Annotated in this window: 14 protein-coding genes; 9 read left to right on the top strand and 5 right to left on the bottom strand. The window is 57.9% G+C overall.

Features of this window, described 5'->3' with window-relative positions; all coding sequences use genetic code 11:
- Positions 1–97: 97 nt before the first annotated feature.
- The 7 genes from CLM58_RS17055 (at position 98) to CLM58_RS16260 (ending at position 7,153) form a co-directional block, all read left to right on the top strand.
- Positions 98–427, top strand: a complete 330-nt coding sequence (locus CLM58_RS17055; protein WP_143226595.1) for a hypothetical protein — start codon at positions 98–100, stop codon at positions 425–427.
- Between the two features lie 143 nt (positions 428–570).
- A complete protein-coding gene (locus CLM58_RS16285) occupies positions 571–927 on the top strand; it encodes a hypothetical protein (RefSeq protein ID WP_143226594.1) in 357 nt (118 codons plus the stop codon).
- A 26-nt stretch (positions 928–953) separates the two neighbouring features.
- A complete protein-coding gene (locus CLM58_RS16280) occupies positions 954–2,966 on the top strand; it encodes a dynamin family protein (RefSeq protein ID WP_095596908.1) in 2,013 nt (670 codons plus the stop codon).
- Positions 2,967–2,994: 28 nt separating this feature from the next.
- Positions 2,995–4,506: a dynamin family protein gene (locus tag CLM58_RS16275; protein WP_158221934.1), complete on the top strand. Its 1,512-nt coding sequence runs from the start codon at positions 2,995–2,997 to the stop codon at positions 4,504–4,506.
- Between the two features lie 91 nt (positions 4,507–4,597).
- Positions 4,598–4,984, top strand: coding sequence for a hypothetical protein (locus tag CLM58_RS16270; protein ID WP_095596906.1), 387 nt, complete (start codon positions 4,598–4,600; stop codon positions 4,982–4,984).
- A 42-nt stretch (positions 4,985–5,026) separates the two neighbouring features.
- On the top strand, positions 5,027–5,806 hold the full coding sequence (locus CLM58_RS16265) for a hypothetical protein (protein WP_095596905.1): 780 nt from the start codon (positions 5,027–5,029) through the stop codon (positions 5,804–5,806).
- Between the two features lie 3 nt (positions 5,807–5,809).
- Positions 5,810–7,153, top strand: coding sequence for a dynamin family protein (locus tag CLM58_RS16260; protein ID WP_095596904.1), 1,344 nt, complete (start codon positions 5,810–5,812; stop codon positions 7,151–7,153).
- Here CLM58_RS16260 and deoD read toward each other — a convergent pair.
- Positions 7,150–7,857, bottom strand: a complete 708-nt coding sequence (deoD, locus tag CLM58_RS16255) for a purine-nucleoside phosphorylase (protein ID WP_095596903.1) — start codon at positions 7,855–7,857, stop codon at positions 7,150–7,152. The two genes, CLM58_RS16260 and deoD, sit on opposite strands and share 4 nt — an antisense overlap.
- Before the next feature lie 140 nt (positions 7,858–7,997).
- On the opposite strand from deoD, the gene thpR reads away from it, so the two are divergent.
- A complete protein-coding gene (gene thpR, locus CLM58_RS16250; protein ID WP_095596902.1) occupies positions 7,998–8,537 on the top strand; it encodes an RNA 2',3'-cyclic phosphodiesterase in 540 nt (179 codons plus the stop codon).
- A 56-nt stretch (positions 8,538–8,593) separates the two neighbouring features.
- On the opposite strand, the gene CLM58_RS16245 is transcribed toward thpR, so the two are convergent.
- From CLM58_RS16245 to CLM58_RS16230, 4 genes are all read right to left on the bottom strand, one after another.
- On the bottom strand, positions 8,594–9,160 hold the full coding sequence (locus CLM58_RS16245) for a hypothetical protein (protein WP_095596901.1): 567 nt from the start codon (positions 9,158–9,160) through the stop codon (positions 8,594–8,596).
- Between the two features lie 215 nt (positions 9,161–9,375).
- Entirely contained in the window at positions 9,376–9,654 is a 279-nt protein-coding gene (locus CLM58_RS16240; protein ID WP_095596900.1) for an acylphosphatase, read from the bottom strand.
- 37 nt (positions 9,655–9,691) lie between these two features.
- Positions 9,692–10,483, bottom strand: coding sequence for a glutathione S-transferase family protein (locus CLM58_RS16235; protein ID WP_095596899.1), 792 nt, complete (start codon positions 10,481–10,483; stop codon positions 9,692–9,694).
- Between the two features lie 60 nt (positions 10,484–10,543).
- Entirely contained in the window at positions 10,544–12,541 is a 1,998-nt protein-coding gene (locus CLM58_RS16230) for a protein meaA (protein ID WP_268236411.1), read from the bottom strand.
- A 182-nt stretch (positions 12,542–12,723) separates the two neighbouring features.
- On the opposite strand from CLM58_RS16230, the gene CLM58_RS16225 reads away from it, so the two are divergent.
- The gene (locus tag CLM58_RS16225) at positions 12,724–13,140 is read left to right on the top strand and encodes a hypothetical protein (RefSeq protein ID WP_095596897.1); all 417 of its coding nucleotides are present in this window, start codon (positions 12,724–12,726) and stop codon (positions 13,138–13,140) included.
- Positions 13,141–13,289 lie beyond the last annotated feature (149 nt).

Below are 13,289 nucleotides of genomic sequence, written 5' to 3'. Positions count from 1 at the left end.
TCGTGGGAAAATTTTTCTCAAATGCCGAATACCGGCACATGTCTCCCTGCTCACCTTCGATTTGCCGCAGTAAAAAAGGCGATAGTTGGGCGTGTGAATGGCCCAAGAAAGGATTCGCGGATTTTCCGGGGCAATTCCTGCAATTGTTTCGTTTTTCGCGCCGATGTGCTGCGCGCAGTTCAAATGGCCGGGCCTCGGAATGCAGCCGATGACAAGTAAATCAGCGTTTTTGCTGGCTTCCGTCGCCAGAATCATCGCGACTCTGCTGGGGGCGGTTTTTTGTGCCGATGTCCGTTGTTTATTACGTGTTCACGCAGGTGTGAGGTGCTTGCCGTCCCGATTCGATCCCCTGCTTTGTTGGGCGCTCAGCTATCCTTTTGAAGTAGGTGTCGGGAAAGAAGCGGCGCCTGCACATGCAAGTGCCTGAGAAAGACACCAGCCGTGGCACCCTTTCAACACCTTTTCGCCACAAAGCCGCGATAGCGAGAAGGGGTGAATACTTAGTTTTAACCCATATTTTCCTAGTGCTGCTAAGTGAAAATACAAGCATCTGCTGCGATGGGGGACGTCATGGCACTTGAAACAACAGAGCAACTTACCGGCCTTCTGTCGGCTGCCGCGCTGAAATCGCGTCTGGCAAAGCTGGAGGGATTGGTGCCGGGTGTTGGTCTAGCGCTGAACCTTGACCTTGAGGGTCAAGAACCTGTTCTTTTTGCCAACTTGTCGATGCCGATTGAAGAAGACGGCAGTGTTGCCAATGTGGAAACTCTGGCACATCTTAGAATTGACGAATTGAAGCTGCAGGTCTCGATCCTGATCCACAGCCCAATGTCCGAATTGCAGTCCAAACGCGGCGATTTGGTAATGGCGGCCTTGCAGGTTCTGGACTATCTTGATCAGGAGGTATCGGTTCCAGCTGCTGCCTGACTTTGTGAAATAGGTGAAAGACAAAAATGGTTCAGAATACTCATTTGCTGGCTGTTGAGAACGAGGCGATTAAAGAGCAGGCCGAGTCCATGTCCAAGCTGTCGGAAAAGCTGGGACAATTGGCCGGCATTGCGGATGCCCGAACCGCCGCACGGGCTGCAACATTGCGCAGCCGTCTTGAAGAATTTGCAGCGAAAGTGACGCTGGTCGGTCAGGTTAAAGCAGGTAAATCTGCGCTGACCAACATTCTCGCGGGCCACCCCGGTCTTTTGCCATCGGACGTGAACCCGTGGACTTCGGTGGTGACCACCATCGCGATCAATACCAAAGCTCCGTCCACCGGGGACGATGACACGACCCGCGCACGGTTCACCTTCTTTGATCAGGATGAATGGGACAACCTCGTGGTTGGCGGTGGCCGTCTGGGTGAGTTGGCGGATCGCGCCGGTGCTCAGGACGAGATGGAAGACATCCAGCGCCAGATCGAAGAGATGCGCAAGAATACGCAGCAACGTCTGGGTAAGCACTTTGAGCTTCTGCTGGGTCAGAACCACTCTTACGGCTATGTCGATACCGAATTGATGGAGCGTTATGTCTGTATGGGCGATGGCGTGGCCACGAACGACATCAGTACCAAGACCGGACGCTTCGCCGACATCACCAAATCGGCCGACCTGTATCTGGACATTCCCGAATACGGCACCGCGATCCAGCTGTGCGACACGCCGGGCGTCAACGATACATTCATGATGCGCGAGCAGATCACGATCCGCAGCCTGCGTGGTTCGGAAATCTGTGTGGTTGTACTGTCGGCCCACCAGGCGCTGACCACGGTCGACATGGCGCTGATGCGGATTATTGCGACGCTGGACAAACGTCAGGTGATCCTGTTCGTCAACCGAGTCGACGAACTGCAAGACCCGGAAAACCAGATCCCGGAAATTCGCGAAGGAATTCTGCATACGCTGAAGTCGCACAATATCGACGACTCGGCGGAAGTGATTTTTGGCTCGGCCAAATGGGCAGAGGCAGCGCTGCTTGGCGATTTGTCGACGCTGTCGGATGCGTCCGCTGAATCTCTGGCGAAGTATATCGAGTCTCATCCCGAGTTTGCCGGAAAACACGCCGTAGATGGTGTCTGGGCCGCATCTGGCTTGCCTGAGCTTCTGAATGCCATGTGGGACCGTGTGTCCGAGGGCAGCGGCAAGCGCCTTTTGGATCGGGTTCGTCGCAACGCGCGCAACCTGACCAACGAGGCGCGTGCGACCATGATTGCCAGCCGCAATAAGGTGGCGGCGGGTGTTAACGTCGATTTGGGGGGCAAAACCCCACTTGAAGCGATGGAAAAGCTGGCCAAGGAAAATCAGGTCAAGATTGACGAGCTTACTCGGAATCTGCGTAGCGATTTGATGAAGCGGATGGAGGCGGCGCAGACCAACTTTGTCAAACGGGCAACGGACTCGCTGATCGACCACCTCGAGCGCTATGGCGAACAGGGCAAGTGGCAATATGACCCTGCCGGGTTGCGTGTTTTGCAGCGGGCCGCCTATTTCAGCTTCTCGCGCGCAGTGCGGTCGAAAGTCGGCAAGCTGTATGCCGAGGCATCTGTGAACGTCGAAGCGGTCTATCGTGCCTCTGTTGGCGATCATCTGGGTGATTTCCAAATTGAGCCGCCGCAGACCCCGATTGTCCCGCCGCCGGTTGGCTTGGGTAAAACGATCGCGCTAGACCTGCAAAGCACGTGGTGGCGCCGCTGGTGGCAGAAACGCCGCGGCTATCAGGCCTATGCCAATGACTATGCACATCTGATCCGGACCGAAGCGGAATCCATCACGAAGGACCTTGAGGAAACGCAGGTTTCCGCCGTTCTTGAGAACATTCGCGCGACGCTCGACACTTTTATGTCCGAGCATCTGGAGACGATTACAAAGATCTGTGCCGAGCAAGAAGCAGGCGACGGGCAAATCTCGGACGCCAACCAGATCTCTAGCAACCTATTTGGGGAAATCCTTAAAGAACTAGGCGAAGAGGCCGCCTGAAGCAGAAAGTAACGGCATGACACTAGGTTTGAGCGATACGAACGACGCGCAGGAAAAGCAGCGGCCGACCATCGCCCTGATGGGTGAGTTCAGCGCTGGCAAGACCACGCTGATCAATTTTCTTCTGGGCGCTGACGTCCTGCCGACCCGTGTCACGGCAACCCAATTGCCCCCAGTCTGGATCAGCTATGGCGAGCGAGCGGCGTATTTCGTCGACGGCGAAGGCAATGAAACCCCGGTCGAGATTGAGGAATTGGCCACCGTTGGTGTCGAAGGCGTACGTTATATCCGCCTCTTCGCGGATTCCGGCGTTCTAGCAGAGCTTGATGTCATCGACACACCGGGTATCTCGGACCCCAATATTCCGCTTCATTTCCGGTCATTCGTCGCCGAAACAGCCGACGCCATTCTGTGGTGCACGCATGCGACACAGGCTTGGCGCGAAAGTGAACGTAGTGCGTTGGATTCCATGCCGAAAGAGCTGTTGAAACACAGTGTTCTATTGGCCACTCGCTCTGACAAGCTGGGCGTGCCTGAACGTATCCGCGTTCGCGACCGACTTATCCGCGAGACCGATGGCCGCTTTGCCAACATCATCATGTTCTCGGCCGTCGAAGCGATTTCGGCCTGCGAACAGGAATCTGAAGGTGAGCTGTGGGCCAAAAGCGGTGGGGAAGAGCTGCTTAAGACGCTTCATCACCTGTCCACGGCGATCGCTGACCCGTATTCAGAGCGAATGGAGTTGGGTATGTTTGCGCCCGCGGTCCCGCTGGAGCAAGTTGCGCAGCCGCCCGAAGCGGCCGGTTCGCTGGAGGATGTTCTAGTGCTTGGTACTCCGGCAGCCGCACCAACCCCTGCGCGAAAACCCGCAGCAGGTGGCGTGGTTCTGCCCCGTCGCGTGCGCCGGAAGGAAGTATCCCGCCCACTGCACAAGGGCGAAGTGACTGAGACTCCGGAAGTGCCTGCAGGGGCCCCGGTCGAAGAGCCCGTTGCAGAGGTCAATCCTGAACCTATCGAGAATGCCGTTGAGCCCGCGCGCAAAGACCCGGTCGAATTGACGCTAGTCTTGACCGACAATGATGCGGCAGACGCGGCCCCTGAAGAACTTGACGAGGCAGAGGTCCAAGAGAATTTGGACACTTTGGAGTTGGTCGAGGCGGATCTTGCCCCGCAAGAAGAAACCGTGGAAGAAGATGAACCTCCTGTTGCCGCAACGGAAGATCCCGTCGAAATTTCAGAGGCTCTGATTGCGTCGATTGCGGGTCGCGTTCTCGACGAGCCGACAGACGGTGCAGAGGAAGAGGTCGAGCCTCTGGAAGAGGCCGCACCAGTCGCAGAAGAAGAGGCCGAAACCACTGAAGAGGCGCCGCGAACCGTTGTTGAGGCCTGGGAGGCTTATCGCGACGAACACGCACCCGAGACGGTCGAAGACCTTGATGCTTTGGTCAAATCCTTCCTCGAACAGCATACTTCCGCCGCCGTCGATGACCAAAGCGACACAGACGAAGGTAGAGAAGCTGGTTGGCGATTGTACGTCTGACCTCGCCCGTCTAAACTTAGCCTGAATTTTATTGAAAAGACGCATCCCCGCGGGTGCGTCCTTTTTCAAATGAGCCATCAGGGGGGATCAGATGTCATTGCAGGATGCACTAGACGCGGCGCTGGAGTCTGTTCCGGACTGCAAAGTGGTTGGATACATCGACATTTCTTCCGGGTTGGTTCTGCGCAAGGCGGTGGAAACCCCGGTTGCACAGGAAATTCTGGATCGGATTGCCTCTGTTGCGTCGGCCCTTTGGCAAGGGACACAGTTGCCGGGTTTTGTCGCAGAGCAATTGAAGCTGTCCGAACCTTCGGACGGGCTTTTTCTTTTGGCGGCACCTCGCCAGACCTATTTGTTTGCGCAGTCGCCGAAGCATGAAGAGCATGCGATTTGTTTTCGTTGCGGAACGGACATTAAAGCCGCAGAACTTTTTAAGGCCGCAAAGCCGGCGATCAAGGCAATTAGCAATGCATTTTGACAGGGTTTCTATTGATCTGAACCGGATGGATGAGGTGGCGCCGTGACGATCGACACCCAGGCCATTTCTGTTCTGTCCTCCGCTCTTGAAGGGGCTGCGCGCCGGTCAGAGGCCGAACGCAACTTGCAGCCGGGTATAGACGCCGTTCTGTCAGAGATTGACGCAACCGTCCTGCCGCGCCGCCTGACCTTCACCAGTGGTGAAGCCAAGTTGGTGATATTAGCCGGCAGCGGCCGTCTGTTGCGGATGGTCAATCCATCGGTTCCGGCCGAGGATGATCGAAAGGCGCAGCTGGCTAAACTGGCGCAATTGCTGAGGCAGTTCCCTGCTGATACGGGCCAAACTGTTCTGTCAGAACACCTGTCTGAAGATGTTGCCGCTGAAGAGGTCGGGTTTTCGGCCTCTGAACTGCGTGAGGGGTTAGAGGCTGCTCCGGAAGAAGACGCCGCTGAAACAGCAAGTGCGATGCCAGAGACCGCAGACCTCGGCACAGGTCTGCGCGGTTTCTACGACGGGCTGGATGCGGTCGCTGTGGGTCAGGCTTTCCTGTTGCCCAACTGGGAAGAGATCGAAATCGCGGGCGGCGATATCCTGCCCGAGACCGACGAAGATATGGGCCAGCTTCTTTCTGAAATCAGTGTCCTGCGCGACGCCATCCAAGATCTTTGCGGCGAGCAGGCGATCCTGATGGGCCACGATGGCGCAGGAATTGTCAGCATTGTGACCTCGCCCGAAGGAGAGGTGATTTCGGTAATCAATAAGGCCGACCCGACGGCACTGGTGGAACGCTGGCAGCAAAGCTGCCAAAAGGACGAGGGCTGATCCATGGCGAAACTGCCTGACGTCTCGAACGATGTCTCTTTGCTGAAGCGGTTTATCCGCGCAGTGGAAGACCTGCCTACACAGCCCTCGGCGATGGTTGAGGTTGCTCAGAATCACGCCGAGATCTTGCTGCGCCGGTTGGAAACACCGGTCCGGATCGCCGTTGCAGGACCTAGTGGCGCGGGCAAATCCAGCTTGGTGAACCTTCTGCTTGGGGCCCCGTTGGCCCCGACTGGAGAGGGGCGGGTGCTGCCCACCTTGCTGTTTGAGCATTCCGAGAATGAGAAGACCACGGTCGGATGGTGGGACCGTCCCAGCAAAGAGACCGCAGGCCATGTGATCAAGGCCGCTCTGAAGGAACAGCCTGATCTGATCTCGATCGGTGTCGACAGCCCGATCCTGAAAACATTGCAACTGATCGATGTTTCGGGTCTGGATCGGCCAGGCCATGATAAGGACGCCGTTCTGGCGCTGACACAGCTTGCAGACGTTCTGATTTGGTGCAGCACGATTTCGGACAAGCTGGGCGACGATCAGGCGGCGCTGGTTAAGATGCTTCCCAAGCGTCTGACCAAGAATAGCCTTGTGGTTCTGACCCATGCCGACGAACTGTCGCGTGAACAGGCTGAAGCTGCCGCCGCCGAGGTTGAACGCGGTAATGGCAAGGATTTCTTGTACGTTTCTTACATCGCCACCCCGCAGGCCTGGGCAGGCTTTCACGGAGAGGGCAACGACCCGGCTGCCATGTGGGAGCAAAGTGGCGCGCCGGATGTTTTGGCCGACTTGCTGGAAGTTGCGGTGAAGACCCGCAAGAAAGAAGTTGAGAAGATTCAGCGCAGTATCGCGCGGCAGGTTGTACCCTTCTTGAACGACGTTCCGATGCCGCCCGAGGAAACCGCGCCGGAACCTGTGATCACTGAGCCGGTGGAAGCGGCCGCGGTAGAGCCCACACCCGAGCCAGTACCCGAACCGGTCGCGGTTCCGGCGCAGCCGACGCCCGAAGAACCGGTTGCTGCGCCTGTAGAAGAGGCGTCAGCCGCGACAAGTGGCGGCGCAGTGTTGTTTGAGGAATGGGTCGCGAAGCTTGCCGATTTACAAAATCAGGTTAGCACCGAAGAAATCGATAACGACTCCGATTTTGTTCAGGCCGCGCAGGAGCTTGTCAGCGATTTTCTTGACGAGTTGATGGACGTCGAAACGATCCCAGATGATCATGACTGGCTGGTCGCAGAATTCGAAAAGGCCAATGATCTTATGATCTTGCTGCAGTTCGAAAGCGGCGACCGCACTACGGTGGACGCCGCCTATATTGTCGCGCAGCTGACTGACAGCCTGTCTTACATTTAATCTGTGAAGGCCGCTTTCAGAGCGATTTCAACCATGTCGCCAAAGCTGCGCTCCCGTTGGTCTGAGGGCAGAGCCTCGCCGGTTTGCAGGTGGTCGCTCACCGTCAGAACCGCAAGGGCGCGGACACTATGGCGGTTGGCGAGCGTGTAAAGTTCGGCGGCTTCCATTTCGACGGCGAGAGTGCCGTGGCGGGTCAGTTGATCAACCAGATCGTCGCGTTCGTCATAGAAGGTGTCCGATGAATAGATGCCGCCGACGTGGACCGGTACGTCCATCCCTTTGGTGGCCTCGACTGCGGCTTGCAGCAGTTTGTAATCCGCGCAGGGGGCAAAATTCATATCGCGGAAGATACCGCGTGAGGGGGAGCCGAGCGTCGAAGACGTCATCGCAATAACCACGTCACGAACCCCCACATGTTTCTGCATGGCGCCGCAAGATCCTATGCGAATCAATGTCTTAGCGCCGTAGTCGCGGATCAGTTCGTTCGCGTAGATAGACAGCGAAGGCATCCCCATACCCGATCCGTGAATGGTCACCTTGTGCCCGTTCCACGTCCCGGTAAAGCCCAGCATACCGCGCACTTCGTTCACTAGAACCGGGTTGTCCAGAAAGTTTTCGGCAGCCCATTTGGCGCGATAGGGATCGCCGGGTAGCAGGACGGTTTCAGCGATATCGCCGGGTTTGGCGCCAATGTGGACGGTCATTGGAGGGCTCCGTTTTGTTGGTTTTGGGGCAGATTCCGTGATGTGGAATGCGTGCAGACCCCGTACATATTGCGTACACACACATTGAGCCACAACCATTGCCCGTTTTCGAGCGAAAAACGTGAGAAACTGACATTCAGATGACACGCAGCTTTGTCGCCCTGACCTTACCCGATCCCGCTTTGGATCAGCTGGAAGCCCTTCAGGGGCAGATTCCGCTTGGGCGCAGAATGACGCGCGAGACACTGCACCTGACGCTGGCATTTCTGGGCGAGCAGCCAGATGAAGCGCTGGTGGCTTTGCACGAAGAGCTCTCCCAAATCCGGCACTCCGCGTTTGATCTACATATGGCTGGGGTCGGGATGTATGGCAATCCGAACCGCCTCGCGATGGGGGTCGAGGCCGATGCCGACAGTGCCCTGACGGACCTGCAATCGGACGTGACCAAGGCCCTGCGCCGTGCGGGCTTGAAGTTCGAAAAGCGGCGTTTCCGCCCCCACGTGACCATCGCCCGTTTCAAAGGGGAAGAGCCTACCGATCCGCGACTGCATGGGTTCATCTCTGGCGCGATGTCCTACCGGGCAACTGCAGTCCGTATCACGCAATTTGCGCTATATGAATCGCACTTGTCACCCGGGGGGGCACGACACGATGTGCTGGCGGCTTATCCTCTGGGGTAGCCAAACGTAGGTCGATGGTTGGAATGCACGCAGCGCGTTCTGGCGTGATGAAACTTCTAGAACGGGGCTCGCTTTCCGTCCTTGTATAGCCTCTCGATCAGGTTGGCATCGACGAAGGACCGCAGGTTTGCGCCGCCGTACATGAAACCGAAAGCCTTACAGCCAGACGAAAACACCACGATTGTCGTGCTGCTGCCGCCCTCGAAGTTGACGCTTGCGACGATGTGATAAATGTTCTCGCCCTTTACAAGCGGGCGGTCGGCCAAGCGGGCGTCGAAGGAGGTCGTGTCGCCTTCATGTTCGCCGCGACGGCTCGCCATCAGCTGGAAGTACTCGTAGATCGCCAGGCGTTTGATTTCAGAGTTGTCCCCCCAATCCACCCAGGCGCGCTTGTAATTGTATCTGCCAAAGAGCTCTGCATCGATGTTGTTCAATAAGTGATTAAACAACGAGGCGCGGTCGCTGCGATTGATGCCGAACAATTCGGTGAGGCTGGTTGTCAGGCATGCCTCGATATTCTCTGGGATATCAGTTTTGACCTCGGCGCCTTCGGCTTTGACCTGTACTGGCCCTAGAAGGGACAAGCCGAGGGATGCCAAAAGGACAGCCAGTATGCGCGACATGTCTTAACCCTCCTGAAAGCAGTGCATGAACCGTGGCGGCCGACCAGTGGTGGTCCGAGATGTCGCCCGAATCCCGAGGCCGCAGCAGTTGTGGTTAGGATAGGCTTGGGGGGGCGTTTTCGCCAGTATGGATATTCAGCCCAATTGCAGCGAGCATGGCCGTATGGCCTGGGAAGTGCGTTGTTGGGTTTTGTCAGTCGGCAAGATGTGCCTCTTCAGTACCGAATTTCGAAGCTGTCGATCTGAAGGTCCACCTCGGTTTCAATTCTTTGGACATTGGCAACCGCAGCTGCGCCGGGGCCGGACCAGAGGTCCTTCAGCATGGTGCGCACGACCTCGCGTTCGCCTTGGAGGAGGGCGGAGACGGCATTGTCGTTTTCATTGCGCACCCAGCCCGTCAGCCCCAACGACCGTGCGCGGGCCCGCGTCCAAGCACGGAAGGCCACGCCTTGGACGCGGCCTGTGATGCGGGCTTTGACGGCATATTGGGGCATGGGCCCATCTTGCCCCTGATCCGCACTTTTGGGCAAGTCAGATCAGGCCAAGCTGGGCATCGGTTGCCGGAACCCACTTATCGCGAGGCGGCATGGGGCGGCCCGGCCAATCGGGCGTAAAGGTGAAGCTGGAGACCTGTCTGCCCTCGACCAGCGCGCCGTTCCCGGCGCCCATGGCATAGTCGTAGTAGAGTTTGATGATCTCTTCCTCGGTCACCTGTTGCGCGGCTGGATGCGCAAGGCAAGCCGCGCGCCATTCGCGGACGCGGGCAAAGTCAGCCGTGTCGGGCAGGGCGAAACCTTCGTAGTAGTCGAGGAACCAGAAGCGCATGAAGACCGGGGTGAAGACGGCCTCTGCCAGCCCGAAATCGTCAAACAGGAAGGGGCCGTCCGACGCATAGTGCTGCAGGAAGTCGTTGATATCCTTGTAGAGGGACAGCAGCTTGTCGCGGAACGTGTCACAGGCGTTGGGATCGCGGTTCATGACGTACAGGTAGCCCTGTGTCGTGAAGGGGCCTTCCTTTGCGATCAGCATGTTTTCGATGGCATGTTCCAGCGGATCGTCGCGACCGATCCGTGGGGCAAACCGCTGTTCCAGATAGCGCAGGATAACGAGGCTTTCGTTGATGATCGCGCCGTCCTCTGTCTCGATGATGGGCAGGGCAGAGATACCCCGGGTTTTCGCCAGAAGTTCTGCGCTGCGGGGAACAGTGATATCGACAACTTCGAAATCCACGGCGTCTGGGATGCCCTTGAGAGTCAGCAGGATCTTCAGCCGCTGAGAGAAGGGGCAGACGGGGATGTGATACACGATGGGTTTGGAACGCATAAGGGCCACCTGATTGTCAGATGGCCCTGAAGCTAGTGCGTTGATCTGGTTTCGGAAAGGTTATTCCGCAGCGATCGGGGCTGCGTCCACCAGACCGACGATGTCGAACATGATGCGGTTCAACTCAAAATCTTTCGGGGTGTAGACCTTGGCCACGCCCATTGCCAACAGGCGGGTGGCGTCCTCGTCCGGGATGATGCCGCCGACGACTACGGGGATGTGGCCCAGACCTGCCTCGCGCATACGGTTCATCAGCTCTTCGATCAGCGGGATGTGGCTGCCTGACAGGATCGACAGGCCAACGACATGGGCGTCTTCTTCCTGCGCGGCTTTGACGATTTCCTCGGGGGTCAGGCGGATACCTTCATAAGAGATGTCCATGCCGCAGTCGCGGGCACGGGCGGCGATTTGCTCGGCACCGTTCGAGTGGCCATCCAACCCCGGCTTGCCGACAAGGAATTTCAGGCGGCGGCCCAGCTTGTCGGAAACGGCGTCAACCTGACCGCGGATGTCTTCCAGACCCTCGGTGCGGTTCGACGGGTTTTTGGACACACCGGTCGGGCCGCGGTACAACCCGAAGGTCGAACGCACGACGTCACCCCATTCACCCGTGGTGGCACCGGCTTTGGCGGCCTCGATCGAGGGCGGCATGATATTGGCACCGCTGCGCGCGGCTTCGCGCACCTTGGCAAGCGCGGCTTGCACGGCGACCTCGTCACGTTCAGCTTTCCATGTGTTCAGGCGTGCGATCTGGTCGGCTTCGGCTGCTGGGTCGGCGACCATGATGGCCTCTTCCCCGGCGGTCAGCGGCGAGGGCTCACCCTCGGTCCATCTGTTCACGCCGACAACGATGGTATCGCCATCTTCAATCTTGCCGATACGTTCAGCGTTGGCCTCGACCAGACGGGACTTCATGTATTCGATGTTCTCAATGGCACCACCCATGGCGTCGATCTGGGCTAACTCGGAACGAGCGCCCTCTTTCAGCGCCTCGACCTTACCGGTCACAGCCGGGTTGCCGTCGAACAGGTCGCCATATTCCAGAAGGTCGGTTTCATAAGCAAGGATCTGCTGCATCCGCAGCGACCACTGCTGGTCCCACGGGCGGGGCAGGCCAAGGGCCTCGTTCCACGCGGGCAGCTGCACGGCGCGAGCGCGGGCGTTTTTCGACAGGGTCACGGCCAGCATCTCGATCAGGATGCGGTAGACGTTGTTTTCCGGCTGCGGCTCTGTCAGGCCAAGCGAGTTCACCTGAACGCCATAGCGGAAGCGGCGCATTTTCGGGTCGGTGATGCCGTAACGCTCTTGGCAGATTTCGTCCCACAATTCGACGAAGGCGCGCATCTTGCACATCTCGGTGACAAAGCGAATGCCCGCGTTCACGAAGAACGAGATACGGCCCACCATGCCGGGGAAGTCTTCTTCCGATACTTTGCCCTTCAGGTCGTCCAGAACCGCGATGGCGGTTGCAAGTGCAAAGGCCAGTTCCTGCTCGGGCGTCGCGCCGGCCTCTTGCAGGTGATAGGAACAGACGTTCATCGGGTTCCATTTGGGCAGGTTCGCGCGGGTATAGGCAGCAACGTCGGTGATCATGCGCAGCGACGGTTTCGGCGGGCAGATATAGGTGCCGCGCGACAGGTATTCCTTAATGATGTCGTTCTGAACGGTGCCTTGCAGCTTGGACACGTCAGCGCCCTGTTCCTCGGCCACGGCGATATAAAGCGACAAAAGCCAAGGCGCAGTCGCATTGATCGTCATCGAAGTGTTCATCTGCTCCAGCGGGATCTGGTCGAACAGCGCGCGCATGTCGCCCAGATGCGAAACCGGAACGCCCACCTTGCCGACCTCACCGCGCGACAGTTCGTGATCGCTGTCATAGCCGGTCTGGGTCGGCAGGTCGAAAGCCACCGACAGGCCGGTCTGACCCTTGGCAAGGTTGCCGCGATACAGCTCGTTCGAGGCCTTGGCGGTGGAGTGACCCGCATAGGTGCGGAACAGCCAGGGACGGTCTTTTTTGGTCTCGGTCATAGCGGGCCTCGTGAATCGTGGGTCAGCAATATTGTTACGTTAGGGGAGTGATACGTGGAATTTTATGCCAATGTCAATTCGCCGCGTTGCGGCGAGTGCATTTGCAGCAATTTTTCCAACGAAGGTGCCGAATTTGTGCCTCTCGGCAAGCCTATTGCCAGAAAACCACTCAAGGTGACAGGATAGGCGCATAATCAAAATCGGAGGGGACGATGGAAGATCTTATACTTGCCATCCACTTTGCAGGGCTTGCCATGGGCGGGGCCGCAGGGATGGGATTACCCGTGGTTGGGTTCGCAGCAGAGAAGGCGCCGCCTGAACACAGACCGTCGATTGGTGCAGCGGTCAAACCGTTGCAGATGATCGGCAAGGCGGGCATGGGCCTGCTAATCTTGACCGGCGCAATCATGGCGACTGCCGGTGGCGTTTGGGGCGAGGCATCTGTCTGGTACTGGATCAAGCTTGTGCTGGTAGCGTGCCTGATCGGTGGAATCATCACCGCAGACAAGGCCGGGGCCAAAGCGCGCGCCGGAGATGCGGCAGCCGGGGCCAAGGTCAAGATGGTAAGCAAGATCAACCTGACCTTGCTGGCAGCCATTCTTCTGTGCGCGGCACTGGCGTTTAACTAAGAAAATTCGCCACGAAGACGGATTTTGGCCCTTTCAGGCTGCCGAAACGCGCGAAAACTGGAAATGCTGCATTTGCGACATTCGGTGTCGCTACGTCACCTTGTGACCAACTTCCATGAAAATAAAGGGTTTCAGGTCATCTGCCCCAC

This window comes from Actibacterium pelagium (genome assembly GCF_002285415.1).
In the GTDB taxonomy this organism is placed as follows: domain Bacteria; phylum Pseudomonadota; class Alphaproteobacteria; order Rhodobacterales; family Rhodobacteraceae; genus Actibacterium_B; species Actibacterium_B pelagium.
Note: the sequence above shows the minus strand (reverse complement) of the source record. Positions and strands in the feature narration are given on the sequence as shown.